The 26,196-nt window shown below is 68.3% G+C and carries 23 protein-coding genes and 1 pseudogene; 11 read left to right on the forward strand and 13 right to left on the reverse strand.

Annotation, left to right across the window (positions count from 1 at the left end; genetic code table 11):
• Window positions 1-52 precede the first annotated feature (52 nt).
• Window positions 53-3,556, reverse strand: coding sequence for a chromosome segregation protein SMC (gene smc / locus AB5T46_RS06275; RefSeq protein ID WP_370562994.1), 3,504 nt, complete (start codon window positions 3,554-3,556; stop codon window positions 53-55).
• A gap of 339 nt (window positions 3,557-3,895) precedes the next feature.
• Here smc and AB5T46_RS06280 point away from each other — a divergent pair, with 339 nt between their 5' ends.
• The 3 genes from AB5T46_RS06280 to AB5T46_RS06290 all read left to right on the forward strand — a co-directional run bounded on the left by AB5T46_RS06280 (window position 3,896) and on the right by AB5T46_RS06290 (window position 6,750).
• Window positions 3,896-5,773 (forward strand): ABC transporter ATP-binding protein, encoded by a 1,878-nt coding sequence (locus tag AB5T46_RS06280; RefSeq protein WP_370562995.1) that lies wholly within the window; start codon window positions 3,896-3,898, stop codon window positions 5,771-5,773.
• Window positions 5,774-5,959: 186 nt separating this feature from the next.
• Window positions 5,960-6,553, forward strand: coding sequence for a TlpA family protein disulfide reductase (locus tag AB5T46_RS06285; protein WP_370562996.1), 594 nt, complete (start codon window positions 5,960-5,962; stop codon window positions 6,551-6,553).
• Window positions 6,550-6,750 (forward strand): hypothetical protein, encoded by a 201-nt coding sequence (locus tag AB5T46_RS06290; protein WP_370562997.1) that lies wholly within the window; start codon window positions 6,550-6,552, stop codon window positions 6,748-6,750. Before AB5T46_RS06285 ends, AB5T46_RS06290 begins: the two co-directional genes overlap by 4 nt.
• A 48-nt stretch (window positions 6,751-6,798) precedes the next feature.
• Here AB5T46_RS06290 and AB5T46_RS06295 read toward each other — a convergent pair whose 3' ends face one another.
• Window positions 6,799-7,344 (reverse strand): DUF488 domain-containing protein, encoded by a 546-nt coding sequence (locus AB5T46_RS06295; protein WP_370562998.1) that lies wholly within the window; start codon window positions 7,342-7,344, stop codon window positions 6,799-6,801.
• Window positions 7,345-7,454: 110 nt separating this feature from the next.
• Here AB5T46_RS06295 and AB5T46_RS06300 point away from each other — a divergent pair, with 110 nt between their 5' ends.
• A complete protein-coding gene (locus tag AB5T46_RS06300) occupies window positions 7,455-8,249 on the forward strand; it encodes a ferredoxin--NADP reductase (protein ID WP_370562999.1) in 795 nt (264 codons plus the stop codon).
• A 108-nt stretch (window positions 8,250-8,357) separates the two neighbouring features.
• A complete protein-coding gene (locus tag AB5T46_RS06305; protein ID WP_370563000.1) occupies window positions 8,358-8,780 on the forward strand; it encodes a universal stress protein in 423 nt (140 codons plus the stop codon).
• A 140-nt stretch (window positions 8,781-8,920) separates the two neighbouring features.
• On the opposite strand, the gene AB5T46_RS06310 is transcribed toward AB5T46_RS06305, so the two are convergent.
• Window positions 8,921-9,406: a glutathione peroxidase gene (locus AB5T46_RS06310; RefSeq protein ID WP_370563001.1), complete on the reverse strand. Its 486-nt coding sequence runs from the start codon at window positions 9,404-9,406 to the stop codon at window positions 8,921-8,923.
• A gap of 235 nt (window positions 9,407-9,641) precedes the next feature.
• Between AB5T46_RS06310 and AB5T46_RS06315 the strand changes: the two genes are divergently transcribed.
• The 3 genes from AB5T46_RS06315 to AB5T46_RS06325 all read left to right on the forward strand — a co-directional run bounded on the left by AB5T46_RS06315 (window position 9,642) and on the right by AB5T46_RS06325 (window position 13,347).
• Window positions 9,642-10,247 (forward strand): hypothetical protein, encoded by a 606-nt coding sequence (locus AB5T46_RS06315; protein WP_370563002.1) that lies wholly within the window; start codon window positions 9,642-9,644, stop codon window positions 10,245-10,247.
• Window positions 10,248-10,458: 211 nt separating this feature from the next.
• Window positions 10,459-12,690, forward strand: a complete 2,232-nt coding sequence (locus AB5T46_RS06320) for a M3 family metallopeptidase (RefSeq protein ID WP_370563003.1) — start codon at window positions 10,459-10,461, stop codon at window positions 12,688-12,690.
• Window positions 12,691-12,813: 123 nt separating this feature from the next.
• Entirely contained in the window at window positions 12,814-13,347 is a 534-nt protein-coding gene (locus AB5T46_RS06325) for a hypothetical protein (protein WP_370563004.1), read from the forward strand.
• Window positions 13,348-13,999: 652 nt separating this feature from the next.
• On the opposite strand, the pseudogene AB5T46_RS20475 reads toward AB5T46_RS06325, so the two are convergent.
• From AB5T46_RS20475 to AB5T46_RS06355, 6 genes and pseudogenes are all read right to left on the reverse strand, one after another.
• Window positions 14,000-14,818, reverse strand: a pseudogene (locus AB5T46_RS20475) (glycerophosphodiester phosphodiesterase family protein); the annotation flags it as partial.
• Between the two features lie 336 nt (window positions 14,819-15,154).
• The gene (gene cfa, locus AB5T46_RS06335; protein ID WP_370563117.1) at window positions 15,155-16,276 is read right to left on the reverse strand and encodes a cyclopropane fatty acyl phospholipid synthase; all 1,122 of its coding nucleotides are present in this window, start codon (window positions 16,274-16,276) and stop codon (window positions 15,155-15,157) included.
• A 63-nt stretch (window positions 16,277-16,339) separates the two neighbouring features.
• A complete protein-coding gene (locus AB5T46_RS06340) occupies window positions 16,340-17,176 on the reverse strand; it encodes a DUF3298 and DUF4163 domain-containing protein (RefSeq protein ID WP_370563006.1) in 837 nt (278 codons plus the stop codon).
• Between the two features lie 136 nt (window positions 17,177-17,312).
• Window positions 17,313-17,522 (reverse strand): cold-shock protein, encoded by a 210-nt coding sequence (locus AB5T46_RS06345; protein WP_370563007.1) that lies wholly within the window; start codon window positions 17,520-17,522, stop codon window positions 17,313-17,315.
• A gap of 260 nt (window positions 17,523-17,782) precedes the next feature.
• Window positions 17,783-18,073 (reverse strand): GNAT family N-acetyltransferase, encoded by a 291-nt coding sequence (locus AB5T46_RS06350; protein WP_370563008.1) that lies wholly within the window; start codon window positions 18,071-18,073, stop codon window positions 17,783-17,785.
• A gap of 2 nt (window positions 18,074-18,075) precedes the next feature.
• A complete protein-coding gene (locus AB5T46_RS06355) occupies window positions 18,076-18,867 on the reverse strand; it encodes a hypothetical protein (protein ID WP_370563009.1) in 792 nt (263 codons plus the stop codon).
• 216 nt (window positions 18,868-19,083) lie between these two features.
• Here AB5T46_RS06355 and AB5T46_RS06360 point away from each other — a divergent pair, with 216 nt between their 5' ends.
• Window positions 19,084-19,260, forward strand: coding sequence for a hypothetical protein (locus AB5T46_RS06360; RefSeq protein ID WP_370563010.1), 177 nt, complete (start codon window positions 19,084-19,086; stop codon window positions 19,258-19,260).
• Window positions 19,261-19,288: 28 nt separating this feature from the next.
• Here AB5T46_RS06360 and AB5T46_RS06365 read toward each other — a convergent pair whose 3' ends face one another.
• Window positions 19,289-19,903 carry a rhomboid family intramembrane serine protease gene (locus tag AB5T46_RS06365; protein ID WP_370563118.1) on the reverse strand — a complete coding sequence of 205 codons (615 nt, stop codon included), beginning with the start codon at window positions 19,901-19,903 and terminating at the stop codon, window positions 19,289-19,291.
• Between the two features lie 181 nt (window positions 19,904-20,084).
• Here AB5T46_RS06365 and AB5T46_RS06370 point away from each other — a divergent pair, with 181 nt between their 5' ends.
• On the forward strand, window positions 20,085-21,869 hold the full coding sequence (locus AB5T46_RS06370) for a M14 family metallopeptidase (RefSeq protein ID WP_370563011.1): 1,785 nt from the start codon (window positions 20,085-20,087) through the stop codon (window positions 21,867-21,869).
• The gene (locus tag AB5T46_RS06375; protein ID WP_370563012.1) at window positions 21,866-22,720 is read left to right on the forward strand and encodes an endonuclease/exonuclease/phosphatase family protein; all 855 of its coding nucleotides are present in this window, start codon (window positions 21,866-21,868) and stop codon (window positions 22,718-22,720) included. The genes AB5T46_RS06370 and AB5T46_RS06375 overlap by 4 nt, the downstream gene beginning before the upstream one ends.
• 70 nt (window positions 22,721-22,790) lie before the next feature.
• On the opposite strand, the gene AB5T46_RS06380 is transcribed toward AB5T46_RS06375, so the two are convergent.
• The 3 genes from AB5T46_RS06380 to AB5T46_RS06390 form a co-directional block, all read right to left on the reverse strand.
• The gene (locus AB5T46_RS06380) at window positions 22,791-23,813 is read right to left on the reverse strand and encodes a right-handed parallel beta-helix repeat-containing protein (RefSeq protein ID WP_370563013.1); all 1,023 of its coding nucleotides are present in this window, start codon (window positions 23,811-23,813) and stop codon (window positions 22,791-22,793) included.
• A gap of 21 nt (window positions 23,814-23,834) precedes the next feature.
• Window positions 23,835-24,707: a NosD domain-containing protein gene (locus AB5T46_RS06385; protein WP_370563014.1), complete on the reverse strand. Its 873-nt coding sequence runs from the start codon at window positions 24,705-24,707 to the stop codon at window positions 23,835-23,837.
• 172 nt (window positions 24,708-24,879) lie between these two features.
• A complete protein-coding gene (locus AB5T46_RS06390; RefSeq protein ID WP_370563015.1) occupies window positions 24,880-25,752 on the reverse strand; it encodes a right-handed parallel beta-helix repeat-containing protein in 873 nt (290 codons plus the stop codon).
• Window positions 25,753-26,196: the final 444 nt, after the last annotated feature.

A 26,196-nucleotide genomic window follows, 5' to 3' on the forward strand; every position in this document is an offset into this window, starting at 1 on the left:
GCGGTGGATGGGCGGCCGGTCACCGCATGCCCGAAAGTGCGGCCGGCACGGCTCAAGCGGCCCCCGCCAGCCGCGCCGCCTCGGCCAGGTCGACCGACACCAGGCGGCTGACGCCGGGCTCGCGCATGGTAACGCCCGACAGCTGCTGTGCGGCCTCCATGGTCGCCTTGTTGTGGGTGACGAACAGGAACTGCACCTGCTCGCTCATCTCCAGCACCATCGTGGTGAAGCGGCCGACGTTGGCCTCGTCCAGCGGCGCGTCGACCTCGTCGAGCAGGCAGAACGGCGCCGGGTTCAGGCGGAAGATCGCGAACACCAGCGCCACCGCCGTCATCGCCTTCTCGCCGCCGGACAGCAGCGAGATGCTGGACACGCGCTTGCCGGGCGGGCGCGCCATGATCGTCACCCCGGTGTCGAGCAGATCCTCGCCGGTGAGCTCCAGATAGGCGTGGCCGCCGCCGAACAGGCGCGGATAGAGCTCCTGCACCCCGGAATTGACCCGGTCGAAGGTGTCCTTGAAGCGGCCGCGGGTCTCGCGGTCGATCTTGCGGATCGCGTCCTCCAGGGTGTCCAGCGCGGCGGTCAGGTCGGCGTCCTGGCGGTCCAGGTACTCCTTGCGCTCGGCGGCCTCGGCGTGTTCCTGGATCGCGGCCAGGTTGACCGGCTCCAGCCGCCGCAGCTTGGCGTCGAAGTCGGTGACGGTCTTTTCCCAGTCCGCGACATCGGCATCGGCCGGCAGGCCGTTCAGCACGTCCTCGAGCACGAAGCCGCCTTCGGCCACCGCCGCGGCGAGCTGTTCGGTGCGGATCACCAGCGCCTGCTGGTCGAGCCGGCGCTGCGAGATCGCCTCGCGCTGCGCCAGCGCCTGCTCGTCGCGCTGCTGCCGGATCTGCTCGAAGCCGCGCAGTTCGTTCTCCACGCCCTGCAGCGCCGCGCGCGCCGCGTTGAGCGCGCTGTCCGCCAGCACGCGCTGCTCCAGTGCGGCCTGGCGGTCGGCCTCGAGCCCGTGCACCGGCGCGTCGCCTTCGGCGAGCTGGGCATTGATCTGCTCGAGCCGGCTGTCGAGCTGGCCGCGCTGCCCGCCCATGCGCTCCAGCGCCTGGGTCAGCGCCGCGGCCTGGGTGCGCTGCGACTCCAGGGTCAGCGCCAGCGCGTGCGCGGCATCGCGCGACGCACGCGCGGCGTCGCGCGCGGCATCGCGGGCCTCCGCCAGGCTGCGACGCTCGGCCTCCAGCGCCTGGCGCGCCTGTTCCAGTTCCGCCATCGCGGTCACGGCGTCTTCCAGCCGCGTGCGCGACTCGCGCGCCTGCTGGCCGCTGCCGTCGATGGTCTCGTGCAGCTGCGCGAGCTCGGCGTCGATCTTCTCGATGCGGCTGCGGGCCGAATCCAGCCGGCCCTGCTGGCTCTGCAGCTGACCGGCGAGTTCCGACACACCGCGGTGCGCCATGTACAGCGCGCGCTGCGCGTCCTCGCGCTGCTGCTCGGCCACGAGCAGGCGGTCGCGGCGCGCGGTCATCGCCTCCTCCAGCTCGGCCTCGCGTTCCTGCAGGGTCTCGATCTCGGCGCGCAGCGCCTGGATCTCGCGCTCGCGCAGCAATGCGCCCTGCTTGGCCGCGCCCGAACGCAGCACCCGCACCCAGCCGGCACCGAGGCGCTCGCCGCTGCGAGTGATGACCGAATCGCCGGCGTCCAGCCGCGCCTGCAGCGCGCGCGCCTCGTCCAGCGATTCGGCGACGTGCAGCCGCGCCAGCAGGCGGCGGATCGCCAGCGGCCCCTGCACCTTCGCCGCCAGCGAGGTGGGCGCGAACGACGCCTCGCCCGCCTCCGCCGACACCAGCGCCAGGCGGCCTTCGCCGAGATCGCCGATCGCATCGACCAGCGCCTGCGGATCGTCGACCAGCACGCCCTCGATCAGCTGGCCGAGCGCACCCTCGACCGCGTTCTCCCAACCCGGCTCGACCTGCAGCCGCTCGCCCACGCGCGCGGCCGAATCCAGGCCCTGGCGGCGCAGCCATTCGACCGCGGCGCCCTGCTCCTGGCCGAGCGCGGCATGCTGCAGCGCCTCCAGCGAGGACAGGCGCCCGCGCGCCTCCTGGGCGCGCTTGCGGACCTCGGAGATCTCGTTCTGCGCGCCGCGCTGCTCGTCCTGCAGCGCCAGTGCCGCCTGCTTGCGCGCTTCGAGGCCCTCGGCAAGGGTCTCCAGCCCGGCTTTCTGCTCGTCGTGCTGCGCCTGCACGCCCTCGAACGCCGCGGCCAGCGCGTCCAGGTCGAGGCCGGCGCGCTCGGCGGTCAGCTGCTCGCGGCGACGGTCCGCTTCCAGCGACTGCCGGTCGAGATAGTCGACGCGGGTGCGCTCGACGTCGGCGCCACGCGCGGCCTCGGCGCTTTCGCGGCTGTGCGCGTCCCAGCGCTGCTGCCAGTCGGCCAGCGCGGCTTCGGCGTCACGCAGGGCCTCCTGCCGCGCCTCGTCCTCGGCACGCAGCTGCTCCAGTCGCGGCTCGTCCTCGACGATCGCCGCCTGCAGCGATTCCAGGCGTGCCTGGTCGCCGCTGATGTGCTCGCCGATCTCCGACAGCGCGCTCTGCGCCTCCTCGTGCGCCTTGCGCAGGCGCTCGCCGAGGTCGCGCTGGTGCGCGATCTGCTGCTCGATGCGGGCCAAGGTGCCGCCGACCTCGTAGACGCCGGCTTGCGCCTTGTTCAGGGCCTCGCCGGCCTCCTGCTGGCGCACGCGGCCGGTCTCGATCTCGCGTTCGGCCTCGCGCTGCTCGGCGATCAGCTGCTGCAGCCGGGTCTCCTCCTGCGACAGGCCCTCGCGCAGCGCCTGCAGCTGCGTGTCCACGCCGCGGTATTCGAGCGCCTTCCACTCGGCATCGCGGATCTTGCGTTCGGCCTGGATCGCGGTGTACTGCTCGGCCTGCCGCGCCTGGCGCCGGAGGTGCTCGAGCTGCTTGCCGACCTCCTCGCGCAGGTCGTTGAGGCGGTCGAGGTTCTCGCGGGTGTGGCGGATGCGGGTCTCGGTCTCCTTGCGGCGCTCCTTGTACTTGGAGATGCCGGCGGCCTCCTCCAGGTACACGCGCAGGTCCTCGGGCCGGGCGTCGATGATCTGGCTGATCATGCCCTGCTCGATGATCGAGTAGCTGCGCGGCCCCAGGCCGGTGCCGAGGAACAGGTCGGTAATGTCGCGGCGGCGGCAGCGGGTGCCGTTGAGGTAGTAGGTGCTCTGGCCGTCGCGGCTGACCGTGCGCTTGACCGAGATCTCGTTGAACGCCGCGTACTCGCCGCTGATGGTGTGGTCGGAGTTGTCGAAGATCAGCTCGACCGTCGCCTGCGACACGGGCTTGCGCGCCGAGGAGCCGGAGAAGATCACGTCGGTCAGCGAGTCGCCGCGCAGCCGGCTGGCGGTGCTCTCGCCCATCACCCAGCGCACCGCGTCGATGATGTTGGACTTGCCGCAGCCGTTCGGGCCGACCACGCCGGTCATGTTGGTCGGCAGGTGCAGCGTGGTGGGATCGACGAAGGACTTGAATCCGGAGAGCTTGATCGTGGACAGGCGCATGCGGCGGTGGGATGCCTCGGCGGGCCACGGCAGTCCGCGGCGGCGCATATGAGAAAAAGGATTAGAAGCGTCGTTTAACCGACTGAATCATTAATAGGAACCGCGGCGAAGTGCCGCGGCCATCGGCGAGTATACCGGCCCGCCGCCGGCCCACGTAAGCCGCGGGCACGGACCGGCATCGGTTCGCCCGCCCGTAGAGCGGAGCTTGCTCCGCTGCGCATGCCTGATGCCCCGTAGAGCCGAGCTTGCTCGGCTGCGTGGGCTCCGGAGCCCAAGAGCAGCGGAGCAAGCTCCGCTCTACGTGGGGCTGCCCCGCCTCCCAGCAGGCACAATCCGTCGATGCCCAATTCTCCACCGCCCGCTGCCGCACCCGCCAAGCGCCCCAACCCCAGCCTGCGCGAGCGCTTCCACGCGATGCGCAACCTGCCGCCGTTCCTGCGGCAGATCTGGGCCACCAGCCCGGCGCTGACCCTGACCAGCCTGGGCCTGCGCCTGGTACGGGCTTTCCTGCCGATCCTGATGCTCTACGTCGGCAAGCTGATCATCGACGAGGCGGTGCGCCTGGTCGGGCTGGGCCTGGCGTTCGAGTCGATGGAGGCCGCGTGGCGCAGCGGCCAGCTGGATCACCTGCTGTGGCTGCTGGCGCTCGAGTTCGGCCTGGCGATCGTCTCCGACCTGCTCGGCCGCCTCGTGAGCTACGCCGATGCGCTGCTGTCGGAGTTGTTCACCAACGCCACCAGCGTGCGCCTGATGGAGCATGCGGCGACGCTGGACCTGGAGGATTTCGAGGATCCCGAGCTGCAGGACCGGCTGGACCGCGCCCGCCGCCAGACCATGGGCCGGATGAACCTGATGGGCCAGCTGTTCGGCCAGCTGCAGGATGCGATCACCGTGGCCAGCTTCGCCATCGGCCTGCTGGTGTACGCGCCGTGGCTGATCCTGCTGCTGGCGGTCGCGCTGATCCCCGCCTTCGTCGGCGAGGCGCATTTCAACGCCATGAACTACTCGCTGAATTTCCAGTGGACGCCGGAGCGGCGGCAGCTGGAATACGTGCGCCAGACCGGCGCCAGCGTGGAGACGGCGAAAGAGGTCAAGATCTTCGACCTGCACCGTTTCCTGATCGGCCGCTACCGCACCCTGGCCGACGGCTTCTACCGCGCCAATCGCGCGCTGGCGCGGCGGCGCGCGTTCTGGGGCACGCTGCTGGCGACGCTGGGCACGCTCGGCTACTACGTCGCCTACGCCTACATCGCCTGGCGCACGGTGCGCGGCGATTTCAGCATCGGCGACCTGACCTTCCTCGCCGGCAGCTTCCGGCGCCTGCGGCAACTGCTGGAAGGGCTGCTGATCGGCTTCTCGCAGGTCGCCGGGCAGGCGCTGTACCTGGAGGACCTGTTCTCGTTCTTCGCGATCGAGCCGGAGATCCGCTCGCCGGAGCATCCGCTCGCGTTCCCGCAGCCGGTCGCGCAGGGCTTCGTGTTCGAGAACGTCGGCTTCCGCTATCCCGACGCCGAACGCTGGGCGGTGCGCCACCTGGACTTCGAGCTGCGCGCCGGCGAGGTGCTGGCGCTGGTGGGCGAGAACGGCGCCGGCAAGACCACGCTGGTCAAGCTGCTGGCGCGGCTGTACGACCCCGACGAGGGCCGCATCCTGCTCGACGGCCACGACCTGCGCGAGTACGACCTCGACGACCTGCGTGCCAACATCGGCGTGATCTTCCAGGACTTCGTGCGCTATCACCTCACCGCCGCGGAGAACATCGGCGTCGGCCGCATCGACGCCATGGACGACGACGCCCGCATCCGCGATGCCGCGCGCCGGGCGATGGCCGACGAGGTGATCGAGGCATTGCCGCGGGGCTACGCGCAGCTGATCGGCCGCCGTTTCCGCACCGGCGTCGACCTGTCCGGCGGGCAATGGCAGAAGATCGCCATCGCCCGCGCCTACATGCGCGACGCCCAGGTGATGATCCTCGACGAGCCAACCGCCGCGCTCGACGCGCGCAGCGAGTTCGAGGTGTTCAAGCGCTTCAAGGAACTGTCGGAGCGGCGCACCGCGGTGCTGATCTCGCACCGGTTCTCCAGCGTGCGCATGGCCGACCGCATCCTGGTGCTGGAGGCGGGCATGATCGAGGCCAGCGGCACCCACGCCGAACTGATGGCGCAGGGCGGCCGCTACGCCGAACTGTTCGAGCTGCAGGCCGCCGGCTACCGCTGATCCGCCATGCCGCAGCGCGGCAACGACTGTGAAGCGGCGCACAGCCCGGCGATCGCGGACGCACCCGCACGGTGCGTCCGTGCGGAACTGCGCGGCCGGTCATCCTTGCCGCATTGACGCGCCTGGTGGCAGGTCGATAGCTTCGCGGCATGGCGGCGCCGCTGCCGCGAATGGACGCTCGCCACCGTGCGCAAGCTCCCCGTCCTGCCGATCGCCCTGCTGCTCTCGCTCGCGCTGGTGGCGGTGCTCGCCTGGCAGAACCGCGAGCTGCGCACGCAGCGCGACTGGCTCGCGGAACGCGCCACGCGCCCCTACTACGGCATGTACGTCCCGGCCGTGCCGGTCGAAGGGCTGCACGGCGAGGCGCTCACCCTGGGCGGCGTCTCCGGCGATTTCCAGGTGCTCTACTTCTTCACCCCGCAATGCCCCTACTGCCTCGCGTCGGCGCCGATGGTGCGGGTCCTGGCCGGGCGCCTCGACGACGCCTTCGGCGAACGCGTGCAGATGATCGGGGTCGGCGACGCGGAGGCCGGGGCGCTGGCCGGCTACGTGCGCGAGCACGGTTTCGATTTCCCGGTCGCCGCGGTCGCCGATCGCCGCGCGCTGATGCTGTTCCGCGGCAACAGCGTGCCGCTGGTGCTGGTGATCGGCGCCGACGGCCGCGTGCTGCATTCGCATCTGGGCACCATCGACACCATGGACCAGGTCGGTTCGATCCTGGCCGCAATGCGTACGGACACGCCGCCTGCGGCCGCCATGCAAACGAGGAGCACACCATGAAGCGTTCGAAAGTTTCGTTGCGCAAGCTGCTGGTCGCGGTCGCCTTCGCCGGGGCCATGGGATTCGGCGCGATGCAGGCAGTCGCCAGCGGCACCGCCGAAAAGGCGCAGGCCAATTCCTGCAGCTGGGTCTGCGAGTCCGAGTGCCCCGGCTTCGGCGGCAGCTACATCGCCGGCGTCTGCTACTGCTGCGGCTGATCCGCGCCGACGTCACGGAGGTCCGCCGCCGGCGGGCCTCCGATCGCCTCAGAACAGCGAACGCTGGTCGTCCGCGGGCGCGGAATAGTCCAGGCGCCCGGCGACGATCCGGGCCGCGGACGTGTACGGGTGCGGCTGCGTGCGTCCCGGCGCCAACAGGTGGATCACCTCCCAGCCACGCGCCTTGAAATCGTCGGCGATCAGCCCGCGATGGCATTGCCACCAGACCGCTTCGGCACACAGCACCGCCGTACGCGATCGGAGCGCCAGATCGCCCAGGCGATCGCGGGCGGCGGCGTAGTCCGGCGTGGCCATGTAGTCGGCGTAGCCGCGGAAGCCGGCATTGCGCCAGGCGGTGTTCGGCGAGTCCGGCCGCGGCGGCCTGCGCCCGCCGAGTCCGGGCATCGACGCATAGCCCAGACCGGCCTGCGGCAGCGCCCGCGCCATCGCCGCTCCGGAGAACTGCGGATGCCGCCGCGAGCCGGCGAAGCGGCGCACGTCGGCCACGGTCTCGATGCCGGCCGCCGCCAGCAGCGCGACGAACGCATCCCAGTCGCGGGTCGAATGGCCGACGGTCCAGAGCCTCGCGGTCATGGCCGCAGTGTGCCGCGCGCCGGAAGTCGCGGACGTGACGCTGCAGAAATGAGAACCGGTCTCATCAATCCGGTACAATCTACGGCAGTCCGCTTTATGCCATCCCCCGCATGTCCGCTGCCTTTGGCACCGAAACGGTGCTGGACGTCCGTCACTGGACGGACGACTACTTCAGCTTCACCACCACCCGCGACGACGGTTTCCGCTTCGACAACGGCCAGTTCGTGATGATCGGCCTGGAAATCGACGGCAGGCCGCTGCTGCGCGCGTACTCGATCGCCAGCGCCAACTGGGAGGAGCAGCTGGAATTCCTCAGCATCAAGGTGCCCGACGGCGCCCTGACCTCGCGCCTGCGCGCCGTCCGCCCCGGCGACCGCGTGCTGGTCGGCCGCAAGCCCACCGGCACCCTGCTGGTCCACGACCTGCACCCGGGCCGCAACCTGTACCTGCTGGGCACCGGCACCGGGCTGGCGCCGTTCCTGGCGGTGCTCAAGGACCCCGAGACCTACGAACGCTTCGAGCGGGTGATCCTGTGCCACGGCGTGCGCCGCCCCGGCGACCTGACCTACCGCGACTACATCCTCAACGAGCTGCCGCGGCACGAATTGCTGGGCGAACAGATCGCGGCGCGGCTGCGCTACTACCCCGCCGTAACCCGCGAGGACTTCGTCTTCGACGGCCAAGACCATCGCGGCCGCCTGACCGCGCTGATGGCCGACGGGCGGATGATGCGGCAGCTCGGCATCGAGCCGCTCGACCCGGCGCACGACCGCGCCATGATCTGCGGCGGCCCGCAGATGCTGGCCGATTTCCGCGCCCTGCTCGACGCCCGCGGCTTCGCCGCCGCACCGCGCATCGGGACCCCCGGGCAGTACGTGTTCGAGCGTGCCTTCGTCGAGAAATAGCATGACGACCCATGGCCGGCTCCCGGGAAACCGGCGCCATGACCCCGGTCATGACGGCCAGGCGCGGCTGCTCGTAGAATCCGGGGCCACGTCCGTGGAGTCGAAACGATGAAGATCCTGGTCGCCGTCGACGGCAGCGACATCAGCCTGCGTGCGGTCAAGTTCGCGATCCGGCTCAGCCGGCAGCTGACCGCACCGGCGCAGCTCATCCTGCTCGCGGTCGACCCGCCGCTGTTCCCCGGGGTCGAAAGAAAGATCGGCGCGGCGGCCGCGCAGCGGCACCACGCCGAGAACCACGCCTACATGCTGGCCCCTGCGCGGCGGGCGCTGGCGCGGGCGAAACTCGAGGTGCGCGAATGCCTGGAGATCGGCGAGATCGCCGACACCGTGCTCAAGGTGGCGCACAAACCGCGCGTCGACCTGATCGTGATGGGCTCGCACGGCCGCAGCGCGGTCCAGGGCGTGCTGCTCGGTTCGGTCTCGAGCAAGGTGATCGCGCAGACCGACATCCCGGTGACGATCGTGCGCTGACACTCATCGCACAAGCGTTCCGCCGCGGATCAACGCGGGTGAACACGGATCGGCGATCGCAGGGAAGCGGCTGCTCGTTCCAGGCAGCCTTATCCGTGTTCATCCGCGTTGATCAGTGGCCAAACGCTCTTTTCCACCGGCTATCGGCCCAGCGCCGCCTCGATGTCGGTGCGCAGCGACTCGGGCGTGTCGTTCGGCGCGTAGCGCGCGATCACCGCGCCATCGCGCCCGACCAGGAACTTGCTGAAGTTCCACTTGATCGCGCCGATCCCGAGGAACCCGCCCTTCTGCGCCTTCAGCCACGCCCATAGCGGATGCGCGCCGCCGCCGTTGACCTCGACCTTGGCGAACATCGGAAAGCTCACGTCGTACTGCAGCGAACAGAAGTTGCGGATCTCTGCCTCGTCGCCGGGTTCCTGGTGCCCGAACTGGTCGCAGGGAAATCCCAGCACCACCAGCCCGCGATCCCGGTATTCGCGCCACAGCACCTCCAGCCCGGCGTACTGCGGGGTGAACCCGCACTTCGAGGCGACGTTGACGATCAGCAGCGCCTTGCCGGCGTACTGCGACAGGGGCTGCTCCGCGCCTGCGATGCCGGTGGCGCTGAAGTCGTAGGCGGTTTTCATGGTTCCACTCCCTCGATTCCGCACGGCGGTTCGCATGCGCTCCGGCTCTGCGACCGTGCGCCATGACGGTAGTCTAAGCGGTGTCGATGCGATCCGGTCACTCGCCTCGTCCGGTCCGGTACCCGATATCGAGCGGCCGCGCACGCGCCGGCGGCGATGGCGATGCCTGGTGCCGTCTGGGCATCGGCCCGCGCAGGCGCTAATCTGGCGCCGACGGTCCGCCAAGGGAACAGCGATGCCGCAAGCCATGCCGAGCCCGGAAGCTGCTTCCCTGGTGACGCTGTACGTGCACGTCCGCGTGCTGCTGGGCATGATCGTCGGCCTCGGCCTGACCCATCTGCTGCGCAACTTCGCCAATATCATCGAGAACCCCCGCCGCAGGCGCGTGTACTGGGTGCACCTGCTGTGGGCACTGTCGGTATTCGTGTACCTGATCCATTTCTGGTGGTGGGAATTCCGGCTCTCGCACCTGGTGGCGTGGAGCTTCAATCTCTATCTGTTCGTCACCCTGTATGCGCTGCTGCTGTACCTGCTGTGCGCGCTCGTGTTCTCCGACAGCGCAGCGGAATACCGCGACTACCGCGAGTACTTCTACGCCCGCCGGCACTGGTTCTTCGGCCTGCTGGCGCTGGTCTATGCGGTCGATTTCGCCGATACCTGGATCAAGGGCCCGGAATACTTCCACCAATTCGGCCCCGAGTACCTGGTGCGCAACGGCGCCTACATCGTCCTCAGCCTGGTCGCCATCGCCACGCGAAACCCCTGGTATCACGGCATTTTCGTGGTCGCCGGACTGCTCCACCAACTGTCCTGGATCACACGCCAGTTCGAGACGCTCTAGGGCCTGTTGACGCTGCCCGAACAGGTCGGGTTGCGCCGCATGGCGGCCACTGCGGCGCAACCCGAAGAGCCTGCCCCGGACTTGATCCGGGGGCCGGGCCTGAGGCCGCGCGGAGCGGCGTCAACAGACCCTTACCTGTGCCGATGGTCATGGGTCCCAGCTGCTGGCCGTGGGCTATGCTTGGAAATTCCGCACTGCCCAGGATTTCCAGATGAAGCACCCGCTCAGTCTCGCGCTGGCCGTCGCCCTCGCCGGCATCGCCGCCGCGCCCGTCCTCGCCCAGTCCGCGACCCCGGAGTCCGCCGTGTCCAGCGCCGACGCCCAGCAGGCCAATCCGTTCTTCGAGCAGAGCCCGCTGCCGCTGCAGTATCCGCAGTTCGACAAGATCCGCGACGAGCACTTCGCCCCGGCCTTCGATGCGGGGATGAAGCAGAACCTCGAGGAAATCGATGCGATCGCCGACAACCCCGAGGCCCCGACGTTCGAGAACACCATCCTCGAGCTGGAGAAGTCGGGCGAGCTGCTGGGCCGCGCGACGCGCGTGTTCTTCAACCTGGTCGGCACCGACACCAACGACACGCGCAAGCAGCTGCAGGCCGACTATTCGGCGAAGTTCGCCGCGCATCGCGACGCGATCTCGCTCAACCCCGAGCTGTTCGAGCGGGTGAAGACCCTGCACGAGAACCGCGAGTCCCTGGGCCTGGATGCAGAGGGCACGCGCCTGGTCGAGCGCTACTACACCGATTTCGTGCGTGCCGGCGCCGACCTGGACGAGGCGCAGAAGGTGCGCCTGAAGCAGATCAACGCCGAGCTCGCCGACCTGGGCACCAAGTTCAGCCAGAACGTGCTGGCCGAGGTGAACGACTCCGCCGTGGTGGTCGATACCCGCGAGGAACTCGACGGCCTGACCGACGCGCAGATCTCCGCCGCCGCCGAGGCGGCGAAGTCGCGCGGCCATGAAGGCAAGTACGTCGTCACCCTGCTCAACACCACCGGCCAGCCGCCGCTGTCGCAGCTGACCGACCGCGCGCTGCGCGAGCGCATCTTCAAGGCCTCGGTCGCGCGCGGCGCGCGCGGCAACGAGTGGGACAACACCGGCATCATCGCGCAGGTGGTCAAGCTGCGCGACGAGCGCGCCGAGATGCTCGGCTATCCCAACCACGCCACCTACGTGCTCGAGGACGAGACCGCCAAGACCCCGCAGGCGGTCAACGACATGCTCGGCCAGCTGGCGCCGGCGGCGGTCGCCAACGCCAGGCGCGAGGCGGCCGACCTGCAGGCGATGATCGACCAGGAACAGACCGCCAAGGGTGAGGAGAGCTTCCAGCTCGAGCCGTGGGACTGGGCCTTCTACACCGAGAAGGTGCGCCAGGCGAAGTACGACTTCGACGAATCGCAGCTCAAGCCCTACTTCGAGATGATGAACGTGCTGGAGAACGGCATCTTCCACGCCGCCACCCAGGTCTACGGCATCACCTTCAAGCCGCGCACCGACCTGCCCAAGTACCATCCGGACACCTGGATCTACGACGTGTTCGACGCCGACGGCAGCCAGCTGGCGATCTTCATCTTCGACCCGTACGCGCGCGATTCCAAGCGCGGCGGTGCATGGATGAACTCCTATGTCTCGCAGTCGGAACTGGAGGGCACCAAGCCGGTGGTCGCCAACCACCTCAACGTGCCCAAGCCGCAGGCGGGCCAGCCGACGCTGCTGACCTGGGACGAGGTGACCACCGGGTTCCATGAGTTCGGCCATGCGCTGCACGGCATGTTCTCGAACGTGGAATATCCGTACTTCAGCGGCACCAGCGTGCCGCGCGACTTCGTCGAGTTCCCGTCGCAGGTCAACGAGATGTGGGCCGACTGGCCCTCGATCCTGGCCAACTACGCCAGGCACCACGAGACCGGAGAGCCGATGCCGCAGGCGCTGCTGGACAAGGTGCTGGAGACGGCCAAGTTCAACCAGGGCTTCGCCACCACCGAGTACCTGGCCGCGGCCATGCTCGACCAGCGCCTGCATCAGGCCGAGGGCGACGCGATTCCCGGGGCCGACGAGGTGGTCGCGTTCGAAGCCAGTGCGCTGGCCGCCGACGGCATCGACTTCGCCGCGGTGCCGCCGCGCTACAAGCTGCCCTACTTCAGCCACATCATGGGCGGCTACTCGGCCGGCTACTACGCCTACATCTGGTCCGAGGTACTGGACGCCAACACCGTCAAGTGGATCGAGGAGAACGGCGGCCTGAGCCGCGCCAACGGCGACCGCTTCCGTGCCACCCTGCTGTCGCGCGGCGGCAGCAAGGACGCGCTGCAGCTGTTCCGCGATTTCTCCGGCCGCGACCCCGACATCCAGCCGCTGCTGGAGAAGCGTGGCCTGTTGCCGGTGTCCGACGACAGCGCACCGCCCGAGTCCGGGGCCGAGGACGTCGCACCCGGGGAGGAGTAAACACTAGGGCTTACCCCAGGTAGCCGCCCCCTTGGAAGGCGGCTAGCCTGCCGCCTTCAAGATTTGCTCCGTTGGGCAGGTCGTGCCAATACCGCGCCTTTCAACTTTCAAGGAGAGTCTCTCATGACGGATTCCGCATCGGGCGTATCAGGTGGTGGTGGTGGTTCAGACACGTCAGGCGCTTCAGGCGCAGAAGCTTCCAGCGCCGCCAATGACTCCTACGGCAGCCAGGCCGAAGCCGAGGCAGCGGCCCAGCAGGCGTCAGAGGACGCGAAAGCTTCCGCAGCGGAGGCAGCACACGCTGCGGCCGCCGCAGAGGCAGCCTGCGATCCGACGGCCGCTCAGGCATTGGCGGATGCGGCGAAGCAGGCGGCCGAAGACGCACAGCAAGCTGCGGAGACTGCCGCAAAGGCGGCTGCAGCGGCACAGTCGCCGGATCAGTTTGCGGACACGGCAGCGGACATCGCTGCTCGTGCGGCAGGCCATGCCGCCAGTGCGGCCGAAGCAGCACAAAGGGCCGCCGATAACGTTGCGTCGGACCCGAACACGAGAGCGCAGAACTGTGAGTCGTTTCCGATGGCGCAGTCGCAGCCTCCTGGTCCTACGCAGGGGTTGTCACTGGGCACCCTCAGCCAGCTCGGCGCTATGTGGTCGTAACGGCACGCCCGGCCGCCCGGCCGCTACGTATCATCTGAATAGCCGAGCCAAGCACCTGCTTTCAGGTTGGCGTAGCAGGTTCAAGCTATGTCGTAACCCATTGAGCCGAGAAACGAGAAACGAGTGCAGGCGCTTCGACTCGTTTCTCGTTCCTCTCCCCTCGTTCCCCCGGTTTCTAGAGCGGTTCGGCCAGATCCAGAAAGATCTCGCGCGCCGCCACGCCCAGGTCCGGCTGGTCGATGAAGAAGCCGTCGACGCCGAGCGCGTACCACTGCACCGCTTCGCCGACCACCGACTGCGGCACGCCGTTGGCCGCCTGGGTGAGGAACGGCTCCTCGGCGCGCAGGGTGTACGGATGGACCTTCAATCCCGCGTCCAGGGCATGGCCGAGCATCGGATGCACGTGGCCGGTGTTGCGCGTGGCCAGCAGGGCACGGCCGTCGCCGTCGACGTCGACCGGCGGATCCAGCGGCACGCGCAGCAGCAGGTCGTTCTTCCATGGGCCGACGCCGCTGGCGTAGTGCGCCTTCATCCACGCCAGCACCGGCTGTGTCGCCAATGCGCCGTAGCGCGTGTCGGCGCCGATGCCTTCTTCCACCAATGCGGGCAGACCACCGTACACCGCCGCCGGGTCGTTGCCCTGCGCGGCGTTGTAGGCCATGTCGTAAGGCGTGGCGTCCTCGAAATCGCTGTACAGCTGCACCAGCGGCAGTTCGACCCCGGCCGAAGGCATGATCCGCGTCTTCAGCTCCAGCAGGTTCTCGACCTCGAAGCTCTGGATGTAGACACGCTTCGGATCGGTGAAGCCTTCCGCCACCAGCGTCTCGATCAGCTTCGCGCCCAGCGAGATCCCGATCGGCGTGCCGTCCAGGTGCTGCCCCTCATGGGCGAAGTACGTCGGATGCTTGGTTTCCGGATACACCCCGACGATGCGCCCGGGCCGGCTTTCCCGCTTTGCCAGCCGCACCACCTCGGCGAAGGTCGGCACCTGGTAGCGGCCGTCGTGGCGGGCGTTGCGCGGGCGGATTTCGGGGATCCGCTCGCGCGCACGCAGGGTGCGGATCTCGGCCAGGGCGAAGTCCTCGGTGAACCAGCCGGTGACCGGCACGCCGTCGACGATCTTGGTGGTCCGGCGCGCCGCGAACTCCGGGCGCTCGGCGACATCGGTGGTACCCGAGATCTCGTTCTCGTGGCGGGCGATCAGCACGCCGTCGCGGGTGGCGACCAGGTCCGGCTCGATGAAATCGGCGCCCTGGCGGATCGCCAGCCGGTAGGCCTCGAGCGTGTGCTCCGGACGGTAGCCGCTGGCGCCGCGATGGGCGATGACGATCAGGCCCTGGCGGTCGCGGTGCGGCCGCGTGTGCTCGGCCCCGGCGTTCACCTCGGCCTCCTGTGCATGGGCGCCGAGGCTGCAGGCGGAAACCAGCAGTGCGGCGATTGCGGGGGCGAATCTTTGAAAAAGCGGATACATGGCGTCGTGCCTCCTGGATGGCGGATGCGCCGGCGCCCCCTGCCGCGGCCGGCGCCCACAGCGTCGCCGGTCCAGGTTGCGGCACGTTGACGATCGCGGGACGAAAGCGGACGACCGCCGCATCCGGGACGCAACGACCGTCGCAGATCATCGAGTGCCGCCGACGGCCATGAGGCGGCGGTCGGCATTCGGATGGGCCGTCGAGGCGGCCTTCCGGCCGGGTTTCGACCAAGCGAGTGTCGGGGAGCGACTCGAAACCCGGCCGGAAGGCCACTGGAAACCGCACGGGCGAATGCCGATAGCCTCATTCGCGGCAATCCGGGGATTCGAAGGGATTCAGCGCGGCGCCACGTAGCCGCCGGGCACGCCCTCGGGCGAGAGCACGACCTGCCACAGCTGGATGCGCCGGGCGCGGAAACTGGCCATCGATCCGGCCAGGTAGAACCGCCACATGCGCCGGAAGCGCTCGTCATAGCGCGACGGCAGGCGCGGCCAGGCCGCCTCCACGTTGTCGCGCCAGGCCTGCAGGGTGCGGTCGTAGTCGGTGCCGAAGCCGTGCCAGTCCTCGATCACGAAGCGCCGCTCCGACGCCCGCGCGATCTGCGCCGCCGATGGCAGCATCGAATTCGGGAAGATGTAGCGCGCGATCCACGGATCGGTGCGGCGGCGCGAGACATTGCTGCCGATGGTATGCAGCAGGAACAGCCCGTCGGCGTCCAGGCAGCGCCGCGCGACGTCGAAATAGGTCCGGTAATTCTTCGCGCCGACGTGCTCGAACATCCCGATCGAGACGATGCGGTCGAAGCGCTCGTCGAGTTCCCGGTAGTCCTGCAACCGGATCTCGACCGGCAGGCCGGCACATAGATGCCGGGCATAGTCCGCCTGTTCGCGCGAGATCGTCACCCCGACGCCGGACACCCCGTAGCGTTCGGCCGCGTACTTGAGCATCTCGCCCCAGCCGCAGCCGATGTCGAGCAGCCGCATGCCCGGCCGCAGGCCGAGCTTGCGGCAGCACAGGTCGAGCTTGGCTTCCTGCGCCGCGTCCAGGTCGCCGGCCCGGCGCCAGTAGCCGCAGCTGTAGACCAGGCGCCGGCCCAGCATGGCGGCGTAGAGATCGTTGCCGAGATCGTAGTGGCGTTCGCCGACGACGTAGCTGCGGCGGCCGCGCTGCAGGTTGAACAGGTGCGCGCGCACGCCGTCGAGCAGCTCGCCGATGCCGTGGACGCGCTCGTCCAGGCGTGCCCGGATCAGGCGCAGCAGCAGTCCGTCGAGCGACGCGGTATCCCACCAGCCGTCCATGTAGCTCTCGCCGAGGCCGAGCGATCCCTGTGCGAGCGCTCGCGCGTGGAAGCGCTCGTCATGTACCTGCAGATCCCATTCGCGCGCGCCGCCGATGTGGATGTCGGCACTTGCGAGCAGCGTCTGCATCCGCCGCCGAAGTCGATCGCTGCTGAACATGTTGCCTGGGCCGGGATCCATTCTGCGGTCGTGGCGGCAGTCTAACGCCGGAGAACCGCGCATTCAGCTGCTGGCGAACAACCCCCGCAGCGGCGCCGCCAGGTACGGCGCCAGCACTTCGGCCGGTACCACGACGCGGCGCGTGCCGTCGGCATACGGACCGACCTGGTAGGGCGGGAACACGAAGCGCAGCGCGCGAATGCGGCCGTCGACGCCCATGACCGGTTCGAACTGCTCGAAATTGTCCGGCTCGGGGCCGGAGCCCTCGTCGATCATCCGCCCCGCCGCGCGGATCGCCTGCGAACGCTCGGCCGGTTCCAGGTCTTCGGCCTCCACCCGGGTCGACAACGCCGCGTGCAGCTGCTCGCGCACGTAGTCCGACACCGCCTGCCAGCCCGCCTGGTCGTCGAACAGGTCCTGCGCGCGCAGCAGCCGTTGCTGCCGCGGCAGCCACACGAAACGCGCGACCAGCGGATTCCCGTGGGCGCCGCCGGTGTAGCTGCTGCCATCGGCCGCGATCGCGACCACCCGCGGCGTGTTCGCGACCACGCTGAACGCCAGCGACAGGTCGTAGGGTGCCGAGGGCGTCCCCTCGCCGAGGTTCGCCACCGCCTCGAGCAGGTCCTCCCGCGCGGCCTGGGCATAGCGGTGGAGTTCGGCGGCCAGGCCGGGATACTGCTTCGCCTCGGGCGGATAGCTGATGCCGATGACGTAGCGCGGATCGTGCTCGATCACGTCCTCCAGGTTCGGCGCCGCATCGGCGGACTGCTCCGGCGCGCCCGGCGAATCCGCGGCGCTCTGCGGCGCCGCCGGATCCTGCCGCGGCTGCGGCGCCTCGGCCTCGCGTTGGCAGGCCGACAAGGCCAGCATCAGCAGCACACAAGTCAAACCTCGCTTCATCGCCGACTCCTTTCCCCGCTCGCGGACACTTCGTGGCACATTCAGCATAGCGCCGGCCGCGTGACGGAAAAATGCAAGCGGGCAAAGAAAAACCCGGCCGAAGCCGGGTTTTTCGATAGTTCCGGTATGGGCCGGATTACATCGGCTCGACTTCGTCGGCCTGCAGGCCCTTTTGGCCCTGGACGACCTTGAAGGAAACCTTCTGGCCTTCCTGCAGCGACTTGAAGCCCGAACCCACGATCGAACGGAAATGGACGAACACGTCCTGGCCGCTCTCGGGGGTGATGAAGCCGAAGCCCTTCGCGTCATTGAACCACTTGACGGTACCGGTTTGACGATCAGACATTGCTGTTACTCCTTGGAACACAGTTTGGATTGGGACACGACCCGCACACTGCGGAGCCGAGACTGTCGAGCAAGGGGTAACGCGAAAGCGATGGAGCGGATCGTCCCGACCGGACAACGCCGACCGTACAGCTTTGATCTACCGCATCGGAGCCACGATGTACCGTGATCCCGGCTTTGAACAGTCCGGGCACCATACCCTACTTCCGGGCGCAAGTGTGAACAAGGTTTCATGGCGGTGCAATCCGGTCCGCCGGCCGGTCAGGCCAGCAGTCCGGCATGCTCGGGATGACGGTCGATATAGGCCTGTGCGTAGGAGCAGCGCGGGTCGACCCGAAGTCCTTCCGCCCGTGCATGTTGCAGCGCCGCATCGACCAGGCGGCCGGCGATCCCGCGGCCACCCACCGGCGACGGCACCCGGGTGCTCGTGATCGCCATGACCCCGTCCTCCAGGCGGTAGGCCAGCTGCGCCGCGTACCCCTCGACCTCGACTTCGAACAGCCCGCGCCGGCGGTCGTGCCGGATCGCGGGCACCGCGCCGGAATCGGGCACGATCAATCCTCCGAGGAGCCGCGGTGGTCGCGCTTGCCCTGGTTGAGCCGGTCGCGCGTGCTGATGCTGCCCTGGATCGCCGGCAGGCGGCTCTCCCCGGCGTGCAGGTCCTCGGCGCGCCGCGCGGCGTCGGAGGACTGGAAACCGGTTTCCGGTGCCGGCTCGCCCCGCCCGTCCGTCGACTGCCACGGCTTCGGCTGCCGGGCCTGCTCGTGCTTCGCTTCCAGCAACGCACGGGTATTGGCGAGCGCCTTCTGCGGCGTGATTCCGCGCCTGCGGGCCGCCTTCTTCGCAGGCTTGCCGGTAGTCGCCTTCTTCGCGGCCTTTGCCGTGCCCTTCTTCGTGGTCTTTCCGGCAGCCTTTTTCGCGGTTGCTTTCTTCGCGGCCTGCTTCGGCGCCGCCCGCTTCGCCGGCGTCTTCGCCGCCGCCTTCTTCCCGGCGGCACGCTTCGCCGTCGTCTTGCCGGCCCGGGCCGATGCCGCCCCGGCTTTCCGCGCCTGCTTCAGCTGCGCCTCGAACCGCTTCAGGATGTCCGCCAGCAGTTCTGCCTTGTCCTTGCTGCGCTGGTTGTCCGCGGCGCCCTGGCCGCGCTTGCCGCCCGTGTGCCCGCGCGCGGCCAGCTTCTGCCGCTGCACGAGGTCGCGGGCGCGGTCGCGCGCCTTGCGGGTGCGTTCGATGCGCCTGTCGAGCTCGGCCTCGCCGAGTCGCCGCAGGGCATTGGCGCGGCTGTCGTCGTACAGGCCCATCTCGGTCTTGTTGAGCAGGCCGGTGGCCTTGGCGCGGGTGATCGCCATCGTGTCTCCCTCGGATCGTTCGGATCTTCGCCGGAAGTAGCACAACGGGGATTCATTCGCGGTGAGGGCAGCGCCGCTGCCGCGTCAAATGCCGCCGGAAAATGCCGGGCGGATGACGCGGGACGTCAGCGAAATTGTGGAGACGCTCGCAGATTCTATGGCACGCTTGATGCTTCTTATCCCGCGTACCACTTCAAGCCGGCACGGGAGCCGAACATGTCCATGCCCGATTACGCATGCGAACGCGAAGCCGTCGATCGCCTCTATCAGCTCACCCGCGAAGGAAGGACGGGCTGCGGCGAATACCTCCGGCTCGACCAGCTGATCTACGGCGGCCTGATCCGGACCTACGGCCGGGAAGACGACGACTTGCGCCACGCCGCAACCGCCTGACTTATCCGGAGTCGGGACGGCAGACCGTTCACGAGCCGAACGAAGGCTCGGCCAGCCGCTGCAGGAAGGTGGTGGACACGCGCGGCTCCATCATCACCGTGAACAGCATGCCGTAGGCGGCGCCCCACAGGTGCGCGCTGTGGTTGACGTTGCCGCCGCCGCGGCGATCCATCCAGATGCTGTAGCCGAGATAGAACAGCGCGAACACGAACGCCGGGATGCCGATCGGGATCAGGAACAGGTAGATCGGCGCCCACGGCGCCAGCAGGATGAACGCGAACAGCACCGCCGACACCGCGCCCGAGGCGCCGAGGCTGCGGTAGTGCGCATCGCGCTGATGGCGCATGTAGGTCGGCAGGATCGCCACCACGATGGCCGACAGGTAGAACGCCAGGTAGCCCAGCGCGCCGATGCGTTCGGAGAAGAACTGCTCCATCACGCTGCCGAAGAAATACAGCGTGATCATGTTGAACAGCAGGTGCATCCAGTCGGCGTGGATGAAGCCGTGGGTGACCAGCCGCTCGTACTGGTGATGGCGGTCGATCGCCGGCGGCCAAAGGATCAGCCGTGCGAGCAGCTGCGGATTGTTGAATGCCTGCCATGACACCAGCGCGGTGATGCCGATGATGGCCAGGGTGACGATCGATTCCATCCTTTCTCCAGATGCCGATTGCGGCAGGGATCGTTGCCGGACGCCCGTGACGGACGTGGAAAGCGAAGCCTAGCGCATCCGCGCGGTCGCGCGCCGATCGCACCGCGGCGAGGACTGCAGCCGGGCGCGCAAACGGGCATCATTGGCGCTTCCCGATCACGCCTCGGTGCCAATGAACCGTCTTTCGCTCGCTGCCGCGCTGCTGTCCTGCCTGCTGCCCGCCATGCCCGTCTCCGCTTCCGCCGCCCCCGATCCCGCACTCGTCACCGCCTCCGAGCGCAGCGGTTTCGTGCGGACCGGCCGCTACGACGAGGTGATCGCATTGTGCGACGCCTTCGCCAAGGCCTACCCGGACGCGGTACGTTGCTTCGACTTCGGGACCTCGCCGGAAGGCCGGCCGATGAAGGCGCTCGCCGTCTCGCGCAGCGGCGCGCTGACGCCCGGGGCCGCGCGCGAGCGCGGCCTGCCGGTGGTACTGATGCAGGGCGGCATCCACGCCGGCGAGATCGACGGCAAGGACGCCGGCTTCCTGGCGCTGCGCCAGGCGCTCGACGGCGAGGCCGCGCCCGGTGCGCTGGAACGGCTGGTCTGGGTGTTCGTGCCGGTGTTCAGCGTCGACGGCCACGAACGCTTCGGCGCCTGGAACCGCCCCAACCAGCGCGGTCCCGAAGAGATGGGCTGGCGCACCACCGCGCAGAACTACAACCTCAACCGAGACTACGCCAAGGCCGACGCGCCGGAGATGCAGGCGATGCTGCGCCTGGTGAACGACTGGGACCCGATCGCCACGATCGACCTGCACGTTACCAACGGCGCCAAGTTCGAGCACGACATCGCCATCCAGGTCGAGCCGCTGCACTCCGGCGACGCGGCCCTGCGCGAGGCCGGGCGCGCGCTGCGCGACGGGGTGATCGACGATCTCGCCGGGCAGGGATCGCTGCCGCTGCCGTTCTATCCCTCGCTGGTCGAATACGACAATCCGGCATCCGGGTTCGAGGACGGGGTCTCGCCGCCGCGATTCTCCACCGGCTATTTCCCGCTGCGCAACCGCCTCGCCATGCTGGTCGAGACGCACTCCTGGAAGGACTACCCGCACCGGGTGCGGATCACCCGCAACACCGTGGTCTCGGTGCTGGAGCGTACCGCCCGCGACGGCCGCGACTGGCTGCGCCTGGCACGCGAGGCGGACGCGCGCGCCGCGCAACTGGCCGGACGGCCGGTGCCGCTCGACTACAAGGCCACCGATGCCAGCCGCACGATCGAGTTCCGCGGCTATGCGTACGCGCGCGAGCCGTCGGAGATCTCCGGCGCGCTGATGACCCGCTACGACGAGACCACGCCGCAGGTCTGGACGGTGCCGCTGCGAGACGAGGTGGTGCCGGATCGCAGCGTCCCGGCACCGGGAGCCGGCTACCTGGTGCCTCCGGCGCACGCGGCCTGGATCGCGGAAAAGCTGGACGTGCACGGCATCGACTACACCCGAATCGCGCGCGCCCTGCCCCGGGCCGACGTGCAGACCTTTCGCGCCGACAGCACAGAACTGGCCGCAGCCACGGTCGAAGGCCACCAGATGCTGACGCTCGAGGGCGAGTGGAAGGCCGGGCCGCGCGACGTGCCCGCCGGCGCCCTGTTCGTGCCGATCGCGCAACCGAAGGCACGCCTGGTGATGGCGCTGCTGGAGCCGCAGGCACCGGATTCGTTCGCCGCCTGGGGGTTCTTCAACAATCATTTCGAGCGCAAGGAATACATGGAGGCCTACGTCGCCGAGGAAGTGGCGCGCGAGATGCTGGCCGCCGATCCGCAGCTGAAGGCCGAGTTCGAACGGCGCCTGCGCGAGGACGCCACCTTCGCCGACAGCCCGCGCGCGCGGCTGGACTTCTTCTACCGGCGCCACAGCGCCTGGGACGAGCGCCACAACCTCTACCCCGTCTACCGGACCGAACACGCCCCACGATGATCCGCACGCTTGCGCGCCTGTTGCCGTCCGTTGCAACGCTCGTGATGCTAAGCGCCTGCGCCACCGGCTCATCGCATGCGCCGGACGCATCGACGGATGACGATGACGCGACCCTCAGCGTCGTCACCCTCAACATCTATCACGACCGCGATGGGTGGGACCGGCGCCGTCCACTGGTGATCGAGGGCCTGCGCGAACTGCGGCCGGACGTCATCGGCCTGCAGGAAGTGTTGCAGCACGAGGCACTGCGCAACCAGGCCGAGGACATCGCCGATGCGCTGGGTTACGAATACCACTTCGTCTCCACGGCGCCGCAAGACGAGGCCAAGCGCTACGGCAACGCGATTCTCACCCGGCACCCGATCCTCGAGCGCAGCGAACGCCGACTGCGGCCGCTCGAGGACTCGCGTACCGTCGCGCACGTGCGCATCGCGGTCGACGGCAGGCCGGTCGACATCTACGACACCCACCTGCATCACACCGCGGAAGGCGGCGCAATGCGCGCCGAGCAGCTGGCGGACGTGCTGGCCCATATCGACGAGAACGACGACGGCACGCCGATGGTGCTGATGGGCGACTTCAACGCCGAGGTCACCCTGCCGGAGCTGCAGCCGCTGACCGACCGCTACCTGGACGCGTTCGGTAGCACGCATCCCGGCGACGACGTCACCACCCTCAATCCGCACTACTTCCCCGACCGGCACGAACGCATCGACCACATCTTCGTGCAGGGCGGGCGCTTCGAGGTACTCGAAGCGCGCCGCGTACTCGACCGGCCGGACGCCGCCGGCACCTGGCCCACCGATCACTTCGGCATCTACGCGCGGCTGCGGCTGGTGCCCGCGCGTTGACGGGCGGCCCGGCCGCTCGCTTCTCGCTCCATTCCCCGACTCCGCCCCATCCCCCGGTGCGCGAGAAGGCTCAGTTCGCGTTGACCGTATTGCCGTACAGCAGGCAGTTGGCCACGCCGGTCTCGAAGCCGGCGACGACGTTGTCGCGAGCGGTGGCCGTGTTGGTGAAGCAGCGCACGCCGATACTGCCGACGACCCCGGTCCCCTGCACGTCATTGTCGCGCACGCTCAAGCGCCCGGAATTCGCATTGAAGATGCCGTAGGTCGATCCGCTGCTGGCAGCCGCCAGCCCGCGGACGCGGTTATGCGCGATGCTGGCCTCGCCGTTGGCGCTGCTGTAGATGCCGAATGCCGAGCCGTTGGTGTCGGTCGCGGCCACGCCGTTGACGGTGTTGTCGACGACGTCGACGCCATTCGCGGCGAAGATGCCGTAGGCCGACGTGGTCGAACCGCCGGTGTCAACGACCCGGTTGCTCCGGATCATCGAGCCGGGCCCGGAGACCGAGATTCCCATGTATGTATTGCCGTCCAGGCCATTCCGCTCGACCAGGTGAGCGCCGCCCCCTTCGAGGGTTACGCCGTACAGGAAACCACGGATACTGCAGTTGCGCACACTGACATTGAATTGGCCGTTGGCGTGGATGCCCAAGGTGCCGGTGCCCGCTCCGGCCGCCAGGCCGCCCAGCTTGAAGTCGTTGCAGTCGATGGTGACGTTGCTGGTGTTGACCGTGATGGCAGTGCCGCTGGTGATGCCCGTGGACAGGTCCTGGCGCAGGCACCACACGCCCTGCTGGCTGATGGTAGCCGGCACCGAATCGATAAAACCCTTGCAGGTGTGATAGGTCTCGGCATGGGCCGGCGCCGGCGCCACGAGAGCAGCAGCGGCCATCGATAGAGTGGCCGTGGAAAGGAGATAGAGGCGGAGACGGAGCATGGCGATCCCTCGGATGATGTATTCACCCGCCCTCAACGCAAATGAGGCGCAGTTCCGGACAGCCGCATGGAAATTCATGCCGCCGGCGCCCATGGCGTCGGCATGAGATCCCCTCCTTCGCCACGCCTCCGCCTCCTGACGCCAGGCGATTGCCTTCAAGGGCGCCGCTTGCAAGGGGCGTCAGTTCGTATTGACCGTATTGCCGGACGACAGGCAGTTGAGAATCCCCGTCTCGAAGCCGCTGACGACGTTGTCACGGGCCGTGGCCTGGTTGTTGGTGCAGCGTACGCCAACGCTACCGGCGGCGCCGCTGCCCTGCACGTCATTGTCGCGCAACACCAATCGGCCGGAATTGTCGTTGTAGATCCCGTAGGTCGACCCGGTTCCATTGGCTGCCAGGCCGCGAACGCGATTGGCGGTGATGCTGGCACCGCCGTTGGCGCCGGTAAAGATGCCATATGCGTTCGCATTGGCACCGATCGCGGCGACGCCGTTGACGGTGTTGTCGATGATATCGATGCCGGACACGCCGTAGATGCCATGGGCGCTGGCGGTAGCTACGGTCGAGCCGCCGGTATCGATCACCTGATTTCCGCGGACCGTCGAACCTGGACTGTAAACGCGGATTGCCATGTAGGTATTGCTGTCATAGCTATTGTCCTCGATCAGATGACCGCCGCCGCCTGTGAAATTTATGCCGTAGTAAAAGCCGCGGACACTGCAGTTGCGCATGGTGGCGTTGAAGCGGTTGTTGGCATAGATGCCGACGGTGGTGCTTCCCGCCCCGGCACCGAGCCCACCGAGCTTGAAGCCGTTGCAGTCGATGGTGACGTTGTGGGCATCGATGGTGATGGCGTTCCCGCTGGCGATGCTGGTGGACAAGTCCTGGCGCAGGCACCACACGCCCTGCTGATTGATGGTAGCCGGCACCGAGTCGATATAGCCTTTGCAGGTGTGATAGGTCTCGGCCTGGGCTGGGGCGGGCGCCAGGAGAACGGCGGCAGCGAACAATGCGGCTGCCGTGGACAGGAGATAGAGGCGAAGACGGAGCATGGCGATCCTTGAATGATGAATTCATTGAACCTAACCGCAAATGGGCGGCGGTTCTGGACAGCCAGATCGGAAATTCACGCCGGCGGCGCCGGCGTGAGATCCCTCCTGCGCCAGGGCCTACGTCTGCTGGCGCCAGGCGATTGCCTTCAAGCACGACCCTCGCACGGGAGCGTCAATTCGCATTGACCGTATTGCCGGACGATAGGCAACCTTGAACCCCGATTGCAAAGCCGCTGATGACATTGTCACGGGCCGTAGCTTGGTTGCCAGCGCAACGCACACCGATGCTGCCGGCGACCCCGGCACCCTGCTGCACGTCGTTGTCGCGCATCACTTCCCGATCGGAGTTCCCATAGATCCCGTAGGTCGACCCGGCTCCGTTGGCTTCCAGGCCACGGACGCGGTTGGCGGTGATACTGCCGTCGCCATTGGCGCCGGTAAGGATGCCGTATGCCGTTTTATTGGCGCCAATCGCAGCCACACCGTTGACGGTGTTGTCGATAACGTCGACGCCGTTCGCAGCGTAGATGCCATAGGCGTTGGTGGTGGATAAGGTCGAACCGCCGGTATCGATCACCTGATTGCCGCGGATCGTTGAACCTGCGCCCAAAACGCGGATCGCGCCAAGGGTGTTGCTGTCGTAGCTGTTGCGCTCGACCAAATGGCCACCGCCGCCCGCAAGATATGTGCCGTAGTAAAAGCCGCGGATACTGCAGTTGCGCACGGTGGCGTTGTAGCGGCCGTCGGCACTGATACCTCTGGTGGCAGTTCCTGCCCCGGCGCCCAGTCCGCCGAGCTTGAAGCCGTTGCAGTCGATGGTGACGTTGTTGGCGGCGACGATGATGACGCTGCCGCTGGCGATGCCGGTGGACAGGTCCTGGCGCAGGCACCACACGCCCTGCTGGCTGATGGTGGCCGGCACCGAGTCGATGAAGCCCTTGCAGGTGTGATAGGTCTCGGCCTGGACTTGGGCCGGCGCCAGGAGAGCGGCGGCAGCCATCAATACGGCTGCTGTGGACAGGAGATGGAAGCGAAGACGGAGCATGGCGATCCTTGCATGATGAATTCATTGAACCCAACCGCAAATGGACGGCGGTTCTGGACAGCCACATCGGAAATTCATGCCGACGGCGCCCGTGGCGCCGGCTGCTGACCCTCTCCCGCGTCACCGCCTCCGGGCGCTAGAGGATTGCCTTTAAGAGCACTATTGGCGCGCAACGTCAGTTCGTATTGACCGTATTGCCGGACGACAGGCAGCCGAGCACTCCGGACGCAAAGCCGCTGATGACGTTGTCACGGGCCGTGCCCAGATTGGTAGCGCAGCGTACGCCGGGCATGGCGGCCCTCTTTGGATGGCGACTTCATCCCCCCTCGAACGCCAATGGCGGGCCGTCCGGCCAACCGCGTCAAGCCCTGCCGAGGAGTGGTGGCAGGCACCGGACCGATGTAGCCTTTCAGGATGCCCGCGCGAAACGCAGTGGCTCGGGAC

This window comes from Luteimonas salinilitoris, assembly GCF_041300785.1.
Classification (GTDB): Bacteria; Pseudomonadota; Gammaproteobacteria; order Xanthomonadales; family Xanthomonadaceae; genus Luteimonas; species Luteimonas salinilitoris.